The organism is Gammaproteobacteria bacterium (assembly GCA_016705365.1).
Taxonomy (GTDB): domain Bacteria; phylum Pseudomonadota; class Gammaproteobacteria; order Pseudomonadales; family UBA5518; genus UBA5518.
The window spans coordinates 314,352-333,952 of the sequence record JADIYI010000002.1 but is presented as its reverse complement, the minus strand read 5'-3'; the positions used below and the strand labels follow the sequence as shown (position 1 = coordinate 333,952).

Annotated in this window: 18 protein-coding genes; 12 read left to right on the top strand and 6 right to left on the bottom strand. The window is 62.5% G+C overall.

Features of this window, described 5'->3' with window-relative positions:
* Positions 1–15: 15 nt before the first annotated feature.
* The 4 genes from IPF49_01685 to IPF49_01670 form a co-directional block, all read right to left on the bottom strand.
* The gene (locus IPF49_01685; protein MBK6286357.1) at positions 16–1,581 is read right to left on the bottom strand and encodes an NAD(P)/FAD-dependent oxidoreductase; all 1,566 of its coding nucleotides are present in this window, start codon (positions 1,579–1,581) and stop codon (positions 16–18) included.
* The gene (locus tag IPF49_01680) at positions 1,574–3,190 is read right to left on the bottom strand and encodes an NAD(P)/FAD-dependent oxidoreductase (GenBank protein MBK6286356.1); all 1,617 of its coding nucleotides are present in this window, start codon (positions 3,188–3,190) and stop codon (positions 1,574–1,576) included. Before IPF49_01680 ends, IPF49_01685 begins: the two co-directional genes overlap by 8 nt.
* Positions 3,187–3,534, bottom strand: coding sequence for a hypothetical protein (locus tag IPF49_01675; GenBank protein ID MBK6286355.1), 348 nt, complete (start codon positions 3,532–3,534; stop codon positions 3,187–3,189). The genes IPF49_01680 and IPF49_01675 overlap by 4 nt, the downstream gene beginning before the upstream one ends.
* 96 nt (positions 3,535–3,630) lie before the next feature.
* Entirely contained in the window at positions 3,631–4,548 is a 918-nt protein-coding gene (locus tag IPF49_01670; protein ID MBK6286354.1) for an aminotransferase class III-fold pyridoxal phosphate-dependent enzyme, read from the bottom strand.
* A 190-nt stretch (positions 4,549–4,738) separates the two neighbouring features.
* Between IPF49_01670 and IPF49_01665 the strand changes: the two genes are divergently transcribed.
* From IPF49_01665 to IPF49_01640, 6 genes are read left to right on the top strand one after another with little or no spacing between them, the layout of a single operon-like run.
* Positions 4,739–5,425, top strand: a complete 687-nt coding sequence (locus IPF49_01665) for a TetR family transcriptional regulator C-terminal domain-containing protein (GenBank protein MBK6286353.1) — start codon at positions 4,739–4,741, stop codon at positions 5,423–5,425.
* A gap of 46 nt (positions 5,426–5,471) precedes the next feature.
* Positions 5,472–6,626: an acyl-CoA/acyl-ACP dehydrogenase gene (locus IPF49_01660; protein ID MBK6286352.1), complete on the top strand. Its 1,155-nt coding sequence runs from the start codon at positions 5,472–5,474 to the stop codon at positions 6,624–6,626.
* A gap of 3 nt (positions 6,627–6,629) precedes the next feature.
* On the top strand, positions 6,630–7,745 hold the full coding sequence (locus IPF49_01655; GenBank protein MBK6286351.1) for a polyamine ABC transporter substrate-binding protein: 1,116 nt from the start codon (positions 6,630–6,632) through the stop codon (positions 7,743–7,745).
* Entirely contained in the window at positions 7,742–8,878 is a 1,137-nt protein-coding gene (locus tag IPF49_01650) for an ABC transporter ATP-binding protein (GenBank protein MBK6286350.1), read from the top strand. Before IPF49_01655 ends, IPF49_01650 begins: the two co-directional genes overlap by 4 nt.
* Positions 8,875–9,777 carry an ABC transporter permease subunit gene (locus tag IPF49_01645; protein ID MBK6286349.1) on the top strand — a complete coding sequence of 301 codons (903 nt, stop codon included), beginning with the start codon at positions 8,875–8,877 and terminating at the stop codon, positions 9,775–9,777. The genes IPF49_01650 and IPF49_01645 overlap by 4 nt, the downstream gene beginning before the upstream one ends.
* Complete coding sequence (locus tag IPF49_01640; protein MBK6286348.1) at positions 9,774–10,610, top strand: ABC transporter permease subunit; 837 nt, start codon at positions 9,774–9,776, stop codon at positions 10,608–10,610. The genes IPF49_01645 and IPF49_01640 overlap by 4 nt, the downstream gene beginning before the upstream one ends.
* 4 nt (positions 10,611–10,614) lie before the next feature.
* On the opposite strand, the gene IPF49_01635 is transcribed toward IPF49_01640, so the two are convergent.
* Positions 10,615–11,031: a hypothetical protein gene (locus tag IPF49_01635; protein ID MBK6286347.1), complete on the bottom strand. Its 417-nt coding sequence runs from the start codon at positions 11,029–11,031 to the stop codon at positions 10,615–10,617.
* Positions 11,032–11,194: 163 nt separating this feature from the next.
* Here IPF49_01635 and IPF49_01630 point away from each other — a divergent pair, with 163 nt between their 5' ends.
* The 6 genes from IPF49_01630 to IPF49_01605 all read left to right on the top strand — a co-directional run bounded on the left by IPF49_01630 (position 11,195) and on the right by IPF49_01605 (position 18,413).
* On the top strand, positions 11,195–13,612 hold the full coding sequence (locus IPF49_01630) for a TonB-dependent receptor (GenBank protein MBK6286346.1): 2,418 nt from the start codon (positions 11,195–11,197) through the stop codon (positions 13,610–13,612).
* Positions 13,613–13,752: 140 nt separating this feature from the next.
* Positions 13,753–14,295 carry a hypothetical protein gene (locus tag IPF49_01625; protein ID MBK6286345.1) on the top strand — a complete coding sequence of 181 codons (543 nt, stop codon included), beginning with the start codon at positions 13,753–13,755 and terminating at the stop codon, positions 14,293–14,295.
* A 218-nt stretch (positions 14,296–14,513) separates the two neighbouring features.
* Positions 14,514–14,774 carry a hypothetical protein gene (locus IPF49_01620; protein ID MBK6286344.1) on the top strand — a complete coding sequence of 87 codons (261 nt, stop codon included), beginning with the start codon at positions 14,514–14,516 and terminating at the stop codon, positions 14,772–14,774.
* A gap of 22 nt (positions 14,775–14,796) precedes the next feature.
* A complete protein-coding gene (locus IPF49_01615; GenBank protein MBK6286343.1) occupies positions 14,797–16,254 on the top strand; it encodes an SLC13/DASS family transporter in 1,458 nt (485 codons plus the stop codon).
* A 43-nt stretch (positions 16,255–16,297) separates the two neighbouring features.
* Positions 16,298–17,380: an S-methyl-5-thioribose-1-phosphate isomerase gene (mtnA, locus tag IPF49_01610; GenBank protein ID MBK6286342.1), complete on the top strand. Its 1,083-nt coding sequence runs from the start codon at positions 16,298–16,300 to the stop codon at positions 17,378–17,380.
* 31 nt (positions 17,381–17,411) lie between these two features.
* Positions 17,412–18,413 carry a cysteine synthase A gene (locus IPF49_01605; GenBank protein ID MBK6286341.1) on the top strand — a complete coding sequence of 334 codons (1,002 nt, stop codon included), beginning with the start codon at positions 17,412–17,414 and terminating at the stop codon, positions 18,411–18,413.
* A 66-nt stretch (positions 18,414–18,479) separates the two neighbouring features.
* Here IPF49_01605 and IPF49_01600 read toward each other — a convergent pair whose 3' ends face one another.
* On the bottom strand, positions 18,480–19,463 hold the full coding sequence (locus IPF49_01600) for a serine/threonine protein kinase (protein MBK6286340.1): 984 nt from the start codon (positions 19,461–19,463) through the stop codon (positions 18,480–18,482).
* Positions 19,464–19,601: the final 138 nt, after the last annotated feature.

The window sequence follows — 19,601 nt, the reverse complement described above, 5'->3', positions numbered from 1 at the left end:
TGTTGTGCGAATGGTTCATGCTGCGTTTCCCAGGCGAATGATCTCGCGTGCCGCGTTGCGCCCGGCGAGCCCCATCACTCCGCCACCGGGATGCGCGCCGGCACCGCACAGATAAAGACCGTCGATCGGCATGGCATATTGCGCCGCGAGTGGCACCGGACGCAGCATCAGCAACTGGTCGACCGCGATCTCGCCGTGATGCCAGTGCCCGCCCTCCATGCCGAACTCGCGCTCGAGGTCCACCGGTGTCAGCAGTTCGCGCGCCACGATCTGCTCGCGAATGCGTGGCGCGCACATGGCCAGCTTGTTCAATACCAGCTCGATGAACCCCTCGCGCGAGTTGCCCCAGCCACCCTCAAGGGTATAGGGAGCATATTGCACGATTGCCGAGAGCACATGCTTGCCGGCGGGAGCCAATGAGGGATCGTGCAGGGTCGGGACGCAAAACTCGATAACCGGTTCCGCGGAATGCTGGCGGTACTTCGCCGGATTGAATGCCCGTTCCATATAACCGAGATCGGGCGCGAACAGCAGTCGCTGGCCGAGTTGCGCGGTGTCGAGCCCGGTGAACTCCGGTAGCCCGTCAAGCGCCAGGTGCAGCTTGGCGGTGACTCCGCGCATGCGGATGCCCTCGATGCGCCGTACGAATCCGGTATCGAGTTGCGGGTAACCAACGAGCGTTTTCATGGTGGTGCGCGGATCGGCGTTGGAAACCACGATCCTTGCCTTCAGGCATTCGCCGCTCTCGAGCACCACTCCGCTGGCGCGTCCGGCGTCGGTCTCTACGCGTACCACCCGGGCGCCGCAATTGATGCTGACGCCACGTGCTTTCGCCTCGGCTGCCAGCGCGGCACCTACCGCGCCCATGCCGCCCGCCGGCAGGGCCGCGCCGTTGTAGCCAAACACATCGCCGACCCGGCGATAGAGATAGCTCATGACCGTGTTGGGTGAACGCGGTCCCATCGCGGTGCCGAGAACGCCGTCCATCGCAATCGCGGCGCGCAGCAGTTCGCTTTCGAAACGATCCGTGGCGAGATCGTGGATGTTCATCAGGCCGACCCGCATCAGTTCACGCATGCTGTCGCGTCCCAGCCGGCGGATATCCCAGCCGAGTTTGAGCAGGCTGAGCTTATCGCTGAAATCGTTGTCGACCAGGCGCGGAGCGCGGCGCTGGAAGGCGCCGGCAAGTATCGCGGAAAAGCGCAGCATTTCGCGGTGGAAATCCGCGTATTCGGTCCGGTCCGTGGTGCTGAGTCCGGTGCCTTCGCAATTTCCCCCCGCCAGTGTCAGCTGTTCGCCGCGGCCATTCAGCGCCACCGTGTGCAGATCGCGCGCTGCAAAACGCAGGCCGTGACTGGCCAGCTTCAACTCCTCGATGATGCTCTTGTGCAGCATCGTGAGCAGGTGTGCAGCGGAGGAAACCGAGTAGCCATCCGCAAAACCGCGGGTGCGCGCGGCACCGCCGACGTGTTCCGAAGCCTCCAGGACCAGCACCCGCCGCCCGCTTGCGGCAAGATAATTGGCGCAGATCAACCCGTTGTGGCCGGCTCCGACGATGATCGCATCAAAGGTATCAGTCATCGGCGTAACTCCCGGGAACCAGTGCAGGTCGTTTGAGGTCGAGCAGGATCTCGCGAGCGCAATTGGCGCCGGGCGCGGCCATCACGCCTCCTCCCGGATGGCTGCCCGAGCCGCACAGGTACATGCCCTGAACCGGCCCGCGATATTGTGCATAGCCGGGGAACGGCCGGTTGAACAACAGTTGATCGAAGGTCAGCTCCCCCATGAAGATATTGCCCTCGGTGAGGCCCACCTCTTCCTCGAGTTCGCGCGGTGTGCGCACCTCGGCGTGCAGGATCAGATCCTTGAAATCGGGGCTGTATTCGGCAATCTGATCGATCACGGTCTTGCCGAAGGCATCGCGATCGGCATCGGTCCAGTCACCGCCGGCGAGTGTCGGCGGACAATACTGCACGAACACCGTCATCATGTGCTTGCCCGGCGGCGCCATGGTCGGGTCGACCTGGGTGGGGATCAGCATGTCGACATAGGGGTCGGCTGACCAGGTGCCGGCTTTCCAGTCATCGTAGGCGCGCTCCATCCGCTCCAGCGAATCGATGAAATGCATGTCGCCGAGCATCAGCGGGCTGCGCTGGTCGAGCCCGTTGAAATGCGGCAGCCCGTCGAGCGCGATATTCAGTTTTCCCGAGGAGCCGCGGATCTTGAAATTCCTTGCGGCGGTGACCAGCTTCGGCGGCAAATCGGCCGGATCCATGATTTTGGTGAAGGTGCGGCGCGGATCGAGGCTCGAGACCACCACCGGTGCGTGGATCTCGTCACCGTTTTCGAGCGCCACGCCCTGAATCTGGCCGCTCCTGACGATGATCTGCGCGACGGCGGCGTCGGCGCGGATTTCTCCGCCGAACGAGAGGAATGATTTTGCAAGCGCCGCCGATACCGCGCCCATGCCGCCGCGTGCAAAGCCCCAGGCACCCACGTTGCCGTCGACATCGCCCATGTAGTGATGCAGGAGCACATAGGCGGTCCCCGGTGAATAGACACCCAGCGCGGTACCGATGATGCCGCTGCCGGCGAGGTGGCATTTGAGCAGATCGGTTTCGAAATATTCATCCAGAAAATCGCCGATGCTCTTGGTCCAGAAGCGCAGGGCATCGGCCAGCCCTTCCTCGCCGAGTTCGGTGAAGGCACGCGCGAAAGTCATCAGTTCGCGCAGGTCGCGCGGCTTGAACGAAGTCGGATCGGGGGGGGTGCGCAGCAGGAACGGCCGAATCAGGCGGGTCTGGCGGATCACGTCGGCCGAGTAACGCTCGTAGGCGTTGGCATCGCGCATCGAGTGCCGGCACATCTCGCGATACTGGCGCTCGTGATCGGCGTAGTTGCCGAAATATTCGCCGTTGCGCGAAAAGGTCACTCCACCGCCGTAGGGGACTACCTGCAGCCCGTGGCGTGGCAACTCCAGGTCGCGGGTGATCTCGGGTCGCAACAGGCTGCAGACGTAGGAACAATTGGAGTATTTCCAGCCCTGGTGCAACTCGCGCGACACGGTTGCGCCGCCGATATACGGGTTGCGCTCGAGCACCACGGTGCGCAGTCCCGATTTGGCAAGATAGGCGGCGCTGGTCAGACCGTTGTGACCGGCGCCGATCACGATCGCATCATAGTGGTTCAATTCGCCGTTCCTCCTGCCTCGCGAATCCTGCCTGCGGCATCCGGCCCTATCCTGTCGAGCGTGGCATCCACCGCCTGCGCGAATCGTTCCAGCGTGACGTCGAGACAGCCCTCGTCATGGGCGGCCGAGACGAACCACGGCTCCCGGGCATCGGGTTCCACGATGATCCCGAGATCATGAAGCTCAGGGGCGAGCGTTTCGTAGAAGGAATAATCATTGCGCACCCAGTCGCGGTAGCTGGTGGGTGGCCTGGAGGAGAAAAACATTCCGCCCATTGCCGGGTGTCCGACAAAGCTGTGGGCAATTCCACGCGCATCGAGAATGCGGGCGAAACCCTGCTGCATGCGGCTTCCGTAGCGTGCGATATCGTCGAGAGCGCTGGTGTTCTCGAGAATGTCGAGGGTCTTGTCGGCCGCTGCCAGCGAGACCGAGTGCGCGGTTTAGGTGCCACCGTGAACAACGCCGTTGCCGATATGGTTCATCAACTCGGCGCGGCCGCAGACCGCTGCAATCGGGTAGCCATTGCCCATGGCCTTGGCGAAGGTGCAGAGATCGGCGCGAAAGCCCAGCAACTCCTGCACTCCGCCGCGGGCCACACGAAATCCGGTTTTGACTTCATCGACGATCATCACCACGCCGTACTGGTCGCACAGGCGACGCGCATCGCGCAGGAATTCACGGCTTGCGGTGATTGCGCAGCAGTTACCCATCATCGGCTCGATCAGAAAAGTACCGATGCGATCGCCATGGCGACGCAGCAGGTCCTCGAGGCGGTTGCTGTCGTTCATCGGCACCAGGTGCACGTGCTGGCGTGCCGACTCCGGCACCCCGTTGCTGAATGGCAGCATCCTGGGTTCGCGTCCGAGCTGGGGGGTCCAGCCTTCCTCGATTTCACTGTACCAGAGCACCGAATCGAAGACGCCGTGATAACCGCCCTCGACCATGATGAAGCCGTCCTTGCCGGTGTGCGCGCGCGAGATTCGCAATGCCGCCATCACCGCTTCGGTACCGGAATTGGAGAATCGCACCCGTTCGGCGGCAGGCACCATGCGGCTGATGCGCTCGGCCACCGCGAGCTCCATTTCGGTACCGAACGCAAAAACCCCGCCGACATCGATTCCGCGACGTGCTGCCGCGTCGACCTCGTCATTGGCGTAACCGAGGATCGTCGGGCCGTAGGCCAGCCGGTAATCGATGTACTCGTTGTCGTCGATGTCCCACAGCCGCGCACCTTTGCCGCGCGCGATATACAGGGTTGCTTCGTCTCCCCAGTAGCGGAAACTGGAGGAAACGCCGAGCGGCAGGCGGGCGGAGGCCTTCCTGAAGTGGGCGTTGGAGCGGGTCAGGGTGCGGCGCATGATGATGATCTCGGGTTATTTCGCGGGGATGCTGCCACAACCACAGGCATCGTGTCCAATTTCAATGAATGAATGATCATTCATTAAATGTTGTTTGTTGGATGCGCTGGTGCTACGGTATGGCCGGCTTGCAACGGGGATTTCGGGTTTTTTGGCGGGCGGCGGTGTCCGTCCCGGGAGTAGCAAAGGCATGGCAGTTGGCGCAGCGGACATCGCTGCCGTCCCCAGCGACGGAGTCGGCGGCAATTCATTGACTCGCGGTGCAGGCAAACGCGATGCGGCGCGCGAACGCCGGCGGAGCCAGCTCATTGCCGCAACCATCAAGTGCATCTCGCGCAGCGGACTGGCCGGCGTCACGATGCAGGAAATCACCCGCGAAGCCGGGCTGAGTCTCGGTATCGTCAACCTGCATTTCGACACCAAGCAGAAACTGCTGATCGAAACGCTGCGCAGCATCGCCGAGGAGTACCGTGCCGGCTGGCGGCGTATACTCGATGGCGATCGCTCGGCCGCCGAGCGGCTGGCGGCGCTGGTGGACTTCGATTTCAGCACCAGGGTGGTGCAGCGCGGGAAGCTGTCGGTATGGTTCGCGTTCTGGGGCGAGACCAAGACCCGGCCAACCTACCGCAGGATCTGCGCCGAGGTCGATCGCGCGATAGACGAGGAACTGTGCGGGTTGTGCACGCAACTGGTTGCCGAGGGTGGTTACAGCGACGTCGAACCAAAGCTGGTGGCGGTGACCTATTCGGCGCTGACCAACGGTTTGTGGCTCGATATACTGGTTTGCCCCGAGGAAATGGATCGCAAGGGTGCGCGGCGGATCTGCCTCGAGTATCTTGCACGGATCTTTCCGCGCCACTTCGATCGCGGCAGCTGATCGCGACGGGAGCGCGGTTCGAGGGTCAATCAACGGAGAACAATAAATGGATGTCATGCTCAACGAATCGGCTTCCACCTGGCGCGACCGCGCGCGCGCCTTTGTCGACGAGGAACTGATCCCGTGGGAGGTGCACGCGGAAATGCACGCGGGCGAACTGCCGCGGGAAATTGCCGCGCGCCACGCGCGAATCGCGGTGGAGCTTGGCCTGCCGCGCATGGACATCGCGCTCGAGCATGGCGGTCTCGGGCTTGGTATCGAGGAGCAGTGCGCGGTCTGGGAACAGCTGGGGCGCGTCACCAATGCCCTGTGCTGGTGTTTTTCCGAGGCGCAGCACTGGATGTTCGAGGCCTGTTCCGCCGCACAGATCGAGCGTTATATCCGCCCGCTGATGGCGGGCACCATGCGCGAGTGCTACGCAATCACCGAAGCGGAATCCGGGTCGTGGGAGAGCATCGACAGCACGGCCACGCGCTGCGAAGGTGGCTATCTCATCAACGGCGAGAAATGGTTCGTGACCTCGGCAAACCTGGCGGATTTCTTCTTTCTGCAGGCAAAGCTCGCCAACGGCGAGCACGCGTTGTTTTTCATGCCGATCGATGCACCCGGCGTAACGATGGTGCGCTCACCCCTGTTCACCCACACTTTTGCCTCGCACCATCCGACCTATCGCTTCGACAATGTATTCGTGGCCTCGGCGGAGCGCATCGGCGAGGAAGGGGCCGGGATGGGCTATACCCGCAGCTGGTTCCGTCACGAGCGCCTGATGATTGCCGCGCGCTGCTGCGGTGCCGCGGCGCGCCTGATCGAGGAGGCTTCCGCCTTCGCGCGCACGCGGATGGTCAATGGCGAACCGCTGGGGCAGCAGCAGGTCATCCAGTTCATGTTCGCCGACAGTGTCACCGAGCTGTGGGCCGCGCGCCTGATGCTCTACGAGGCGGCGCGCGCACATGATCGCGGCGAGGATCTGAAATCGCTGCACACGCGCTGTTCGATGGTGAAGCTCTATTGCTCGGAAATGGCCAACCGGGTGGCCGATCGGGCGGTGCAGATCTTCGGCGGTCGCGGTTATATGCGCGAGTATGCCGCGGAGCGGTTTTTTCGCGAGTTGCGGGTCGACCGTATCTGGGAGGGAACCAGCGAGATCCAGCGCATGATCATCGCCAGCAGTCTCGAAAAGCGTGGCCTCGAGGGCATGTAGGGCGTGAGCCGCTCGCTGTGCGGATCCCTCGCGGGACTGCTGCTCGGATGTTCTGTTCCGGGCATTGGCCTGGCGGCCGAGCAACCGTTGCTCAACATCTACAATTGGGCCGATTACATCGCGCCCGATACGCTCGCCAATTTCGAGCGCGAGACCGGCATCAAGGTCAATTACGATATCTATGATTCGAGCGAGATCGTCGACACCAAGCTGATGGCCGGCGGCACCGGCTACGATATCGTGTTCCACTCCGCCTCGTTCACGGCCCGCCTGATTCCGGTAGGCATCATGCAGCCGCTGGACAAGACGAAGCTCGACAACTGGCACAATCTCGATCCGCGCATTCTTGCCACCTACGGGGAATTCGATCCCGGACTGCGCTACGGTGTGCCTTATACCTGGGGCACCACGGGCTTTACCTACAACAGGCGCAAGATTCTTCAGCGCATGCCGGACGCGCCGGTGAACAGTGCGGACCTGGTGTTCCGGCCCGATGTCGTCTCGCGTTTCGCCGACTGCGGAGTCACGCTGCTGGATTCCCCGACCGATGTGCTGCCAATGGCCTTGATCTATCTTGGTCACGATGCGAATTCGGTACAGCCCGAGGAACTGCGTGCCGCCGAGGATCTGCTGAAGGCGATCCGCCCCTATATCCGCTACTTCAGCAGCCAGAAAATGCTGATCGACCTGCCGAGCGAGGAGGTCTGCATTGCGATGAGCTGGTCGGGCGATTATTCGGTGGCGAAGACGCGTGCGCGCGAGGCGGGTCTCGATGTCGATCTGGCTTTTGATATGCCGATCGAGGGTATGCCGGCCTGGTTCGATGCAGCCTATATACCTGTCGATGCACGCCACCCCGACAATGCGCACCGGTTCCTCAATTACCTGTTGCGACCCGAGGTCATTGCCGCCGTGACAAATTTTGTGGGCTATGCGAATGCCAATGCCGCGGCGACGCCGCTGGTCGATGAGCGCCTGCGCAATGACCCGGCTGTCTACCCGGACGCCAAGGTGATGCAACGCCTGCACACCACGCACGTGCTGCCGCCCAAGATCGAGCGCTTGCGTTCGCGCAGCTGGTCACGGGTAAAAACCGGAATGGCGGCGGGCGCTCCATGATTTCCACCACGGCGATGCCGGACGGGGACGCTGCAGCGGGACAGCAGGAAGTAATCCGTCTCGAGGGGCTCGGGAAGCGCTTTGGCGAGATCAGCGCGGTGGAGGATGTGAATCTCTCCATCCGCCGCGGCGAGATATTCGTGATCCTCGGAGGCTCGGGGTGCGGGAAATCCACCTTGCTGCGGATGCTCGCGGGCTTCGAGAAACCGAGCAACGGGCGCATCCTGATCGATGGTATCGACATGACCACCACGCCGCCCTATGAGCGGCCGGTGAACATGATGTTCCAATCCTATGCGGTGTTTCCGCACATGAACGTGGAGCAGAACATCGCCTACGGCCTGAAGAAGGAGGGTCTTGCGAAGGCCGCCATCGCCGAGCGGGTTGCGGAGATGCTGGCGCTGGTGCAGCTCGGGACTCTCGCGCGCCGCAAACCCGACCAGTTGTCCGGAGGCCAGCGTCAGCGTGTGGCACTGGCGCGCGCGCTGATCAAGCGTCCGCAGGTATTGCTGCTCGACGAACCGCTGGCGGCACTCGACAAGAAGCTGCGCGAGCACACCCAGTTCGAACTGATGAACATCCAGTACCAGCTCGGCACGACCTTTCTCGTGGTGACCCATGACCAGGAGGAGGCGATGACGCTCGCCTCGCGCATCGCGGTGATGGATCGCGGCCGGCTGGTGCAGGTGGACACGCCGCTCAGGGTCTACGAATACCCGACAAATCGTTTCGTGGCGGATTTCGTCGGTACCACCAACATGTTCGAATGCCGCGTCAGCGAGTGCGGGAACGGCAGGTTGCTGCTCGATTGTACCCAGACGGCAACCCGATTCGAAGCGCGCGAGACGCAAGGCGTGGTCCAGGGAGATCGGGTGTGGATGGCGGTGCGCCCCGAGAAAATCCGCATCAGCAAGGAGCCCCCGGGTGACGACGGGCACTGTGTGCTTGCCGGTGTAGTAGAGGATTTCGCGTACTACGGCGGACAGTCCGTCTACCGTGTGCGTTGCGCTGCCGGTCATATGCTGCAGGTCAGTGCGCAAAACCGGGTACGTGCCGCCGAGCGGGTGCTCGAATGGGACCAGCAGGTGTACCTGTCCTGGGATCGCGGCAGTTCGGTGGTGCTTCGCGAATGAATCCATCCGCGCTGCGCCCGGGGCGGCGAGCCTACCGTGCGTTCGTGATCCTGCTGCCGATGGCATGGCTGCTGGTGTTTTTCCTGGCGCCGTTCGGACTGGTTTTCAAGATCAGCTTTTCCGACCCGCTGATCGCACAACCGCCGTTCACGGCGCTTTTCGGACGCGGTGCCGATGGCGCGCTCACGCTGGGCGCGACCCTCGACAACTATCGCGCGCTGTTCCAGGACGAGCTCTACCTGCTCAGTTACGTCGGTTCGCTGCGCATCGCTTTTTTCTCCACGCTGGCGTGCCTGCTGATCGGCTATCCGATGGCCTACGCCATAGCGCAGGCGCGGGGAGCCTGGCGCAACATCCTGCTGCTGCTGGTGATACTGCCGTTCTGGACCTCGTTTCTGCTGCGTGTCTATGCCTGGATGGGCATGCTTGGCACGCATGGAGCGATCAACTCGCTGTTGCTCTCGCTGGGTCTGATCGAACGGCCGCTGGCGCTGATGTATACCGATTTCGCGGTTTATATCGGCATTGTGTACACCTATCTGCCGTTCATGATCCTGCCGCTCTATGCGGTACTGGAAAAGCTGGATATCGAGTTGCGCGAGGCTGCCGAGGATCTCGGGGGGCGTCCGCTGGCGGTGTTCCGTGATGTGACCTTGCCGCTGTCGCTGCCGGGAATCATGGCCGGTTCGCTGCTGGTGTTCATCCCGGCGCTCGGCGAGTTCGTGATCCCGAGCCTGCTGGGGGGGCTCGACACGCTGATGATCGGGCGTACGCTGTATGACGAGTTCTTCATCAATCGCGACTGGCCGCTGGCAGCGGCCGTCGCGACGATGCTGCTGCTGATCGTGGTGGTGCCGTTCATGCTGTTCCAGCGCAGCCAGTTGCGGGAGCCCTCGTGAGGCGCCGCGCGTTGACGCTGTATGGCGCGCTGGCGTTTGGCTACGCCTTTTTGTACCTCCCGATCGTGCTGCTGGTACTGAACTCTTTCAATGCCTCGCGGATAAGCAGCACCTGGGGTGGGTTTTCGTGGCGCTGGTATGCGGCGCTGCTGGACAACGACCAGGTGATCGAGGCCGCGCTGCTCAGTGTGCGCATCGCGGTGATCAGCGCCAGTGCCGCGACGGTGCTGGGCGCGCTGGCGGCGCTGGCGCTGGCACGGGTCGGGCGATTTGCCGGGCGCACCCTGTTCACCGGCATGATCGTGGCGCCGCTGGTGATGCCCGAAGTGATCACCGGCCTGTCCTTGCTGCTGTTGTTCGTGAGTATGCAGGCCGTTATCGGTTGGCCGGATGCGCGCGGGGCGATGACGATCACGATCGCCCACACCACCTTCTGCATGGCCTATGTCGCGGTGATCGTGCAGTCACGGCTCGCGGATCGTGATTCATCGCTCGAGGAGGCGGCGATGGATCTCGGTGGCCGGCCGTTCCGGGTCCTGTTCGATATCACCATTCCGGGTATTGCACCGGCCCTGGTGTCGGGCTGGTTGCTGGCATTCACCCTGTCGCTCGATGACCTGGTGATTGCCAGTTTTGTCAGCGGTCCGGGCGCCAATACGCTGCCGATGCTGATTTTCTCCAAGGTGAAGCTTGGCGTCACACCGGATATCAACGCGCTTGCCTCGATCATCATCGGGGTGGTTGCGCTCGGTGCAGTGCTGGCTGGCGTGCTGATGTTGCGCCAGGAACGGCACGCAGGCGCAGCGAGGCGCGAACCGAGCGGCAGGGAATGACTTCCTAGGGAGCGGCTTCCCCGGCTTGCATGCCACGTCCGCGCTGCGCTCGTTTTTCCTTCATGGCGCGGCGCTCCTGTTCCCACTTGGCATATTGCGTGTCGTCCAGCACCTTGCGCAGCTCCTGGTCATGCTGTTCCATCAGCTTGCGGACCGCTTCACGACGTGCCTGTCGCACTTCCTCGGGTTCGCGCAGCGCACGCATCTGCTCCGCAAAGCGGTTGTTTATCTCGGTCACCGAACTGATCTGTTCCGGCGACAGATCGAGGTCCCTGCTCATGCGCTCGGTGTGTTGCTCGGGGCTCATATGGCGCCGGTGAGGCCCATCGGGCGGCATCTGGCCTGGATCCGTCTGCGCCGTGACCGGCAAGGCAGAGCCGATCAGGGCTGTCAGCAGCAGTGATTTCAGTGTCGTGTTCATCGGCATCTCCTCATGGTGGGTTGCTGGTTTGACGGAGCACGCCGGCGGTTTCCTTCGCTTTTTTCTCGTCGCATAGAAACATTCCCCTGCAGCACCTATGATTAGCACGGTCGAACAACCAATAATCACGGGACGCCGAAGGCGCCTGCCACCGGAGAACACCATGAACAAACGATTTGCTCCGCTGCTGATGGTTGCCGCGGTACAGTGTGCGCAGGCACAGCTCATCGAGGAGGTGCTGGTTACCGCACAGAAGCGCGCGGAAAACGTGATGGACGTGCCGATCGCGATCACTGCGTACACGGGTGAGGCGCTCGGTCAGCTGGGGACTCGCTCGCTATCCGATGTCGGGCGCTTCACGGCCGGGGTGGACATGAACAACGACAAGAGCCTGCAGCCGACCTACAGCATCCGCGGCATCGAGACCAACGACTGGACGATCGGCTCCGACCCGGCGATTGCGGTGTATGTGGACGGGGTCTACGCCGCGCGCGGTGCCGGCGCCGAGGCAGCGCTGATCGATATCGAGCGCATCGAGATCCTGAAAGGACCGCAGGGTACGCTGTTCGGGCGCAACGCCACCGGTGGTGCGATCCACATCATCACTCCGAAACCCTCCTTCGAGACCGAGGGCGAGGTCACGCTGAGGGCCGGCAACTACGACCGCGCCGATGCCGAGCTGATCTACAACACCCCGCTCGGCGAGAGCGTGGCCATGCGTCTCAGCGCCAGCCTGCGCAGCCGTGATGGCTACATGGATAATCTCCACGGCGATGATCTGAACAACGAGGACAAGAAGAATGTCCGGGTGGCATTGCTCTGGAATGCCAGCGATACGACCGAAGTTATCCTGCGCACGGGCTACGAGGACATGGACCAGGAGTCCGGCGTCCTGCATACCACCAATGCCGCGGTCTGGGAGGCAGCGAACCCGGGACACAAACATGACAATTTCGGCGACGTGGCCTATGACGCACCCAAGCAACAGGAAAAGCGCGAACTGTACACGGCGAGCGTCGAGATCAATCACGAGATCGGCGACATGCTGTTTACCTCGATCACCGGTTGGCGCGAGTTCCAGACCGAGTTGCTCGAAGACCTCGACGGATCGAACAACGTGGATTTCTATTTCGCCTCATCAAATCCCGAAGACAGTGAATTCTTTTCCCAGGAGTTCCGCCTGACCGGCGCCAACGAGCGGGTGAAGTGGACCGTCGGCGCGGGATACACCAACGAAAAGGTCACGCATACCACGGATGCGAATTTCATGATGACGACTTTCGAGAGCTTTGCGCTGCCGCCGGTATTTGATCAGCTCGGGATGGTGATTCTGCCGGAGGAAATCCCGGCGTTTCGTGCCAGTGCGCGCACCGGTACCAATCCGACCCTGAACGCGCTGAACCCGCTGCTGAATGCGCTTTACGGCGTGAACTGCGTGGGCCAGAACTGCGACGGCATTGCGGCATCGTTCTTTATTTCGAGCCTGCCCGGTGTCACGCAGACGGTAGGCGAGCTTCTGACCGCGCTGCAACCGCGCATCATGGCAGGTTATGCCGATCCGTGGACCGAGACAGTCGACAGCAAGGGCGACTACACCAGCATGGCCGTCTACGGTGACACGACCTGGAGTCTCAACGATCGCAGCAATCTCTCGGTCGGCATGCGCTACACCTACGATGACAAGACTTTCGATCTCTATACGGCCTATCAGAACGAGCTGGTACCGGGTGTTCCGTTCGGCATCGCGTTCTTCAACGGCGGTCAACCGTTGCTCGACGAGACCGAAAGCGACAACTGGGGTTCGGTGTCGGGTCGGGTGGTGCTGGATTACCATTTCACGGATGAGGTCATGGGCTATGCCAGCGTCGCGACAGGCTTCAAATCCGGTGGCTTCAACAGCCTGAATTTCGGTCCGGACATCTCGACTTCCTACGATTCGGAGGAAGTCATCAATTACGAGCTCGGGATGAAGGGAACGGTGCTCGACGGGGCGATGCAGTTCAGTTCCGCCGTGTTCTATTACGATTACCAGAACCTGCAGACGCTCGAGCTGATCGGCCAGCCGATCCCGAGTTACAACCTGCGCAATGCCGATGCCGATGCCTACGGCTTCGAAACCGAGATGGCATGGATGATCAACGACAGCTGGATGCTCGCCGGCAATTACGCTTACCTCGACACCGAGTTCACCAAGTACGAAATCATTCCGGCAGCGGGCGAGACCCCCGAGGACGATCTGACCGGTGAGCCGCGTGCCGAGAGCCCCAAGCACAAATACAACCTGAGCCTGCAATACAGCAAGACGCTCGGTGAGATGGGAGAGCTGCAGGCGCGGGTCGACTACACATGGAGCGACGACCGCATCGATGTCACTCGCGGCGAGGTGCCCGACTACGCGCTGACCAACGCGCGCCTCAGCTGGTTCAGCAGCGATACGAGCTGGGAGCTTGCCTTGTGGGGTTCCAACCTGAGCGATGAGGAAGTGCTCACGGTGTTTGGCAACGGTTCAGCGGTCAATTCGACGCCCGCCTGGCGCATCCCGCCGCGCATGTACGGCGTGGATGTTGCGTACAACTTCTAGAAAGCCATTTGAAGGGCGGCTGGAATCGGGGGGCAGGCAAGCGGATTTCCCGGCAGGAGTTGTGGATCAGTCAGGCTGTCCCGCGGCATCCTGAATTGAATAAACTGTCACCGGTTCCCGATGGCATTCCGGAGCATTCGATGCACAAGCAGTTTATTCCCGCGCTGCCTGCCACCGGCATCGGCGGCCTGGCCTTGGCGATATTCTTGGCGATCTCGCCAAGCTTGCACGCGCAGGTGTGCGCATTCAGCCAGGAGCAGGAGCAGGCGGTACTGCAGAACGCCAACACGCGATATCCCGGTGGCGTGCTCGCCAGGGAAAAACGCGAGGTGAATTGGGCGTTGCCGGACGGGGGCAGTACCACGTTTGGCTATGGTGGCTGCGACCATCTCGGTTCGCTTGCGTTCCGCTCGGTTCGAGCTCCGGCTGCGCTTGGGCAAGAGGAGGTCATTGCGGCCGGCCGCGAGCTGGCCGAGCAGTTCTGGAATGCCCGGATTCTCGGCGATAGCCTGGCCCTCGATACGCTTGTATCCGGGCTCGATCGCAAGGATTTCATCGTGGAACTGTCGCGTGGAAAAACATTCATCAACGTGCGGGATGCGGCGTTCGCCGAGTTGTATATCGAGCACAGTTACGAGAACGGCTTTGACAGCGTTGGCATCGTCTGGCAAAAGCAACCGTAGTTTCGCAGGGCACGGCAAAAAAAAAGAAGGCAGATATTCAACCCCGCGTGCCCAAAGCGCTCAGCTGATGTCATGTTTCCGACGGGTTCTCGAAAGCCCTTCATTTCAATAGAAATATTCGCTTAAAAAACAATAAACTATGGCTCCTAATTAAAGTCATTAATACATGGCATTGTTTTTGAATTGCAAGAGTGCTTAGCCATCCGGAAGACAATTCAATGACACCAGAAGTTCTTCAGCCGCTGCACAACGTCATCATCTGGGCGAGCCACTGCGCGGACCCGATCGTATGGCAGGAGGCTGCGCGCCGCTATGTCGTCGTCGATCAGGAGATCGGTTTGCGCGACGCGAACGAACGTCAGGCACTCGAGGAGAGCGTCTTTCGCATGCTTCCCAGCGACTGGCCGCTGTGGATGGAGAGTTGCCGCTTTCCGAACGCCGGCCTCAATCGCCTGCCAGGGGCCGTACTTCAAAACTGACACCGGCGCGCTGGTTCGACCATTGAATCCGGATCCGCGAACGAGACTGGCGCGGATCGGCAGTGCCGTCCGGCGTGCCGGACTGGTCGCCGGTCCGCTCGCGATGACGGCTTTCGTGCTGCTGGCGGGGCAGGGCATCGGTACGGATGCGCGTGTGGTTCTCGGAATGGCGCTGTGGATGGCTCTGTGGTGGATGAGCGAGGCAGTTCCGCTCGCCGTCACTTCGCTGTTGCCGTTGGTGATCCTGCCATTGTTCACCTCGCTCGGTTTTGCCGCCGCGTCGGCCCCTTATGCCAGCAACGTCGTGTATTTGTTCATGGGGGGGTTCATGCTCGGGCTGGCGATGCAGCGCTGGGGGCTGCATCGACGCATCGCCCTGGCGATGCTCGTCGCGATGGGCTCGGGACAGCGGCAGTTGATCGCGGGCTTCATGCTGGCAACCGCCTTGCTGTCGATGTGGCTGTCCAACACCGCCACCATGATGATGCTCGCCCCAATCGGTCTCAGCGTGGTGCAGACCTGGCGCGAGGAGCGCGCGCCGGCGAACGCAACCGATGGCTTTGCCGCGGCGCTGATGCTGGGCATTGCCTATGCGGCATCGATTGGCGGTATGGCGACACCGATCGGGACGCCGCCGAACCTGGTGATGGCGGGCTTCATGCGTGCCCATTACTCCATGGATATCACGATGCTGCAATGGCTGCGCGTGGGGCTTCCGGTGGTGCTGATATTGCTGCCGCTCACCTGGCTGTGGTTGTGCTTTGGCGCCTTTCGCCTGGGCAACGGGCAATTTGCCGGGGGCAGGCAGGCGCTGCGGATCAGGCTGCGTGATCTTGGTCCGGCCGGTAGTGCCGAGTGGCGCGTCGGAGCGGTGTTTGCCCTGGTTGCCGGTGGCTGGGTGCTGCGACCACAACTGGCTTTGTGGCTGAACCTGCCGGGACTCGATGATGCGCTGATCGCATTGCTCGGTGCGATGGCATTGTTCATTCTGCCCGCAGGGGATGCAGACGGAACGCGCTTGCTCGACTGGAATACCGCGCGGGGTCTGCCGTGGGATATCCTGCTGCTGTTCGGAGGTGGCCTCAGTCTGGCGGCCGCGATCACGAGTTCGGGCGCTGACGTACCGATTGCTGCGCTGATCGGGAAGCTCGGTGAACTCGGCCCGGGCTCGATGATGGTGCTGCTGGCTGCCGTGATCGTGTTTTCCGGCGAACTCACCAGCAACACCGCGGCGGCAAGTGCAATCATGCCGATACTCGCGGTCGTCTGCACTGCCAGCGGCCTCGAGCCGCTGCCGGTATTCATGGTCGCAACCCTCTCCGCAAGCTGCGGTTTCATGTTGCCGGTGGCGACACCGCCCAACGCCATCGCCTACGGCAGCGGTTGCGTACCGTTGGGCGCGATGATCCGTGCCGGCTTTGGACTCAATCTTCTTGGCATCCTGGTGGTAGTTGGCTATGTCTGGTTCATCGCATTCTGAGGCAGCGCAGATCCCGGCCTGGGAGCGCTTCCCGCCGTTGCTGATGGGTGCGGATGGCAGTGCCTTCGAGGTGCTCGATCAAACCGTACTGCCGTTTACGGTGCGGTTTCTGACGGTCGACAGCGTGAGCGCGTGCGCCCGCGTGATCCGCGACATGCAGGTACGCGGGGCTCCGTTGATCGGTGTTGCCGCAGCGGCGGGAATGGCGCTCGCGGCGCATGCCGATGCCGGTGACGTTGCGCTGCGCAGTGCCGCGAGCGAACTGCTGGCGAGTCGCCCGACGGCCGTCAACCTGCGCTGGGCGGTGGCCGGGATGTTGCGCCTGCTCGAGGCTTTGCCACTCGCAGCGCGCGCCGATGCCGCGCTCGTTCATGCCCGCGCCCTGCAAAACGCGGAGCACCGGTGCTGCGAGCGCATCGGCGAGCAGGGCTTCGAGTTGTTGCGCGTCGCGGCGCACTCGCCGCGCGCGCGCGCCCGCGGGCGTCTCGATGTGCTGACCCACTGCAATGCCGGCTGGCTTGCCACCGGTGCCTGGGGTACCGCGCTCGCGCCGTTGTATCGGGCCGCTGCCGCGGGCATGGAGTTGCATGTCTGGGTCGATGAAACGCGCCCGCGCAACCAGGGTGCCCGGCTCACGGCCTGGGAACTCGGACAGGCGGGGATCGCGCACAGTATCGTGGTCGACAATTGTGCTGCGCACCTGATGCAGCGCGGCATGGTCGATCTTTGCCTGGTCGGCAGCGATCGCACCACCGGCAGCGGTGATGTGTGCAACAAGATCGGCACCTATGCCAAGGCGCTGGCCGCGGTCGACAACGGGGTGCCGTTCTATGTCGCGCTGCCGTGCTCGACCATCGACTGGGAACTCGACAACGGCGTCGCGGAAATCGAAATCGAGGCCCGCGATGGCGCCGAAGTGCTGATGCACGAAGGCGCCGGCGCCGATGGCAGCCTGCAGCGGGTGCGTGCAGCGCCTCCCGGCAGCGCGGCGGTGAATTTCGCGTTCGACGTGACGCCTGCCCGCCTGGTCAGCGCACTGATCTGCGAGCACGGGATATTTGCCCCCGACCAGGCCGGGATGAGTCGCCTGCGCGCGATGGCGAGCAGCGCGCCGGAACGGGTATAGTGCTTCGCACAGACGTTTATCGGATCATTTGATGGACTACAGCGATGGATTGACAGGATTGGTGGGCAACACGCCGCTGGTACGGTTGCGCCACGCCTCAAAGCTCACCGGCTGCGAGATCCTGGGCAAGGCGGAATTCCTCAATCCGGGTGGCTCGGTAAAGGATCGCACCGCGCTTGGCATCATCCGCGACGCCGAGCGCCGCGGCGTGCTTCGCCCCGGTGGCCGGATCGTGGAGGGAACGGCCGGCAACACCGGTATCGGGTTGTGCCTGCTGGGCAATGCGCTCGGTTACCGCACCACGATCGTGATACCGGAAACCCAGAGCCCGGAAAAAATCGACATGCTGATGCTGTGCGGGGCCGATGTGAAGCTGGTACCCGCGGCGCCGTCGAGCGATCCCAATCACTATGTGAAAGTCTCGGGACGCCTTGCCGGGGAACTCGCCGGGCGCGAGGAGCACGGCGCAGTGTGGGCCAACCAGTTCGACAACACCGCCAACCGTGACATGCATCGCGACACCACCGGCGCCGAAATCTGGCGGCAAACGGCCGGCAAGGTCGACGGCTTCATCTGCTCGGTGGGTACCGGTGGCACGCTGGCCGGAGTGGCCAATTGCCTGAAGAGCCACAATCCCGCGGTGCGGATCGGCTTGGCCGATCCGATGGGCGCGGCGTTGTACAACTATTACACCAATGGCGAACTGCGCGGCGAGGGTGATTCGATCACCGAGGGGATCGGCCAGACGCGGATCACCGCCAATCTCGAAGGCGCGCAGATCGATTTTGCCTGCCAGGTGCCGGATGCCGAAGCGCTGCCCTATATTTTCGATCTGCTGCAGCACGAGGGTTTGTGTCTCGGCGGTTCCTCGGCGATCAATATTGCCGGGGCCGTGCGGCTGGCGCACGAACTCGGGCCCGGGCATACGATCGTCACCATCCTGTGCGATTATGGCACCCGCTACCAGAGCAGGCTCTTCAACCCCTCGTTCCTGCGCCGCAAGAACCTGCCGGTACCCGGCTGGCTGGATTGAGACACCGCTCTCTCTTCCAGGCTTTCGTTCAGACGCCGGGAAAACTGGCCGCAGGCAATCCAAGGATCAACGATACAAGCGCAACGGTTCCTCGTCGAGCGCAGCTAGCTGTTCGCGCAGTTCGAGTACGTGTTCCGACCAGTAACGCGGCGTGTTGAACCAGGGAAAATATTTCGGAAATGCCGGATCGTGCCAGCGCGCCGCGAGCCAGGCCGCGTAGTGCATCAGGCGCAGCGTGCGCAGCGGCTCGATCAGGGGCAGTTCGGAGGCGGGAAAGTCGTGGAACTCCTCGTAGCCGTCCACGATCTCGGTCAATTGCGCCATGCGCTCGGGTCGCTCACCGGACAGCAGCATCCAGATGTCCTGCATCGCGGGCGCGCTGCGGCAATCGTCGAGATCCACCAGGCACAAGGCGCCGTCACGGCAGAGAATATTGCCCGGGTGCAGGTCGCCGTGGCTGCGGATCAGGGTGAGTTGCTCGGGACGATACAGTTCACGCAGGCGTCCCAGCAGCGATTCGCACAGCGTGACATAGGAGGTCTTCAGCTCGGCAGGAATGAAGTGCTGCTCGATCAGCTCGAAGCTCGCCTGCGCGTAACTCTCGATATCGACCCGGGGGCGCGCGCTGAACGCACGACTCGCGCCGATCGCGTGCATGCGCCCGAGGATGCGCCCCAATGACAGCAACTGTTCCGGCTGGTCGAGTTCGGGAACGTGTCCGCCGATCCGCGGAAACAGCGTGAAACGAAAACCGGCGAAATCCAGCAGCGTCTGTCCATTGTCATCCACCAGCGGCGCAATCACCGGCAGTTCGGCATCCAGCAATTCACGACTGAAGGCATGTTCCTCGAGGATCGATGCGTCGCTCCAGCGCCCGGGACGGTAGAACTTCACGATCAACGGCGCCTCGCCCTCGATACCAACCTGGTAGACACGGTTTTCATAACTGTTGAGCGCGAAGATACGCAGGTCGCTCAAGCGACCGGTGCTTTCGATGGCGTCGATCACGGTATCCGGGGTCAGTGCATCGAAAGGGTGCTCGGTGCTCATCGAAGTCTGCCTTGCGCGGGGTACACAGGGTACGGTTCAGCGCCGCCGGGAACAAGTGCACCGCAACGGAAAAACATTGTGGCGCGATTATTTTTTGACGCCGGCAAGCCGTGGTTCAGGCGATGAAGCAGCCCGGGG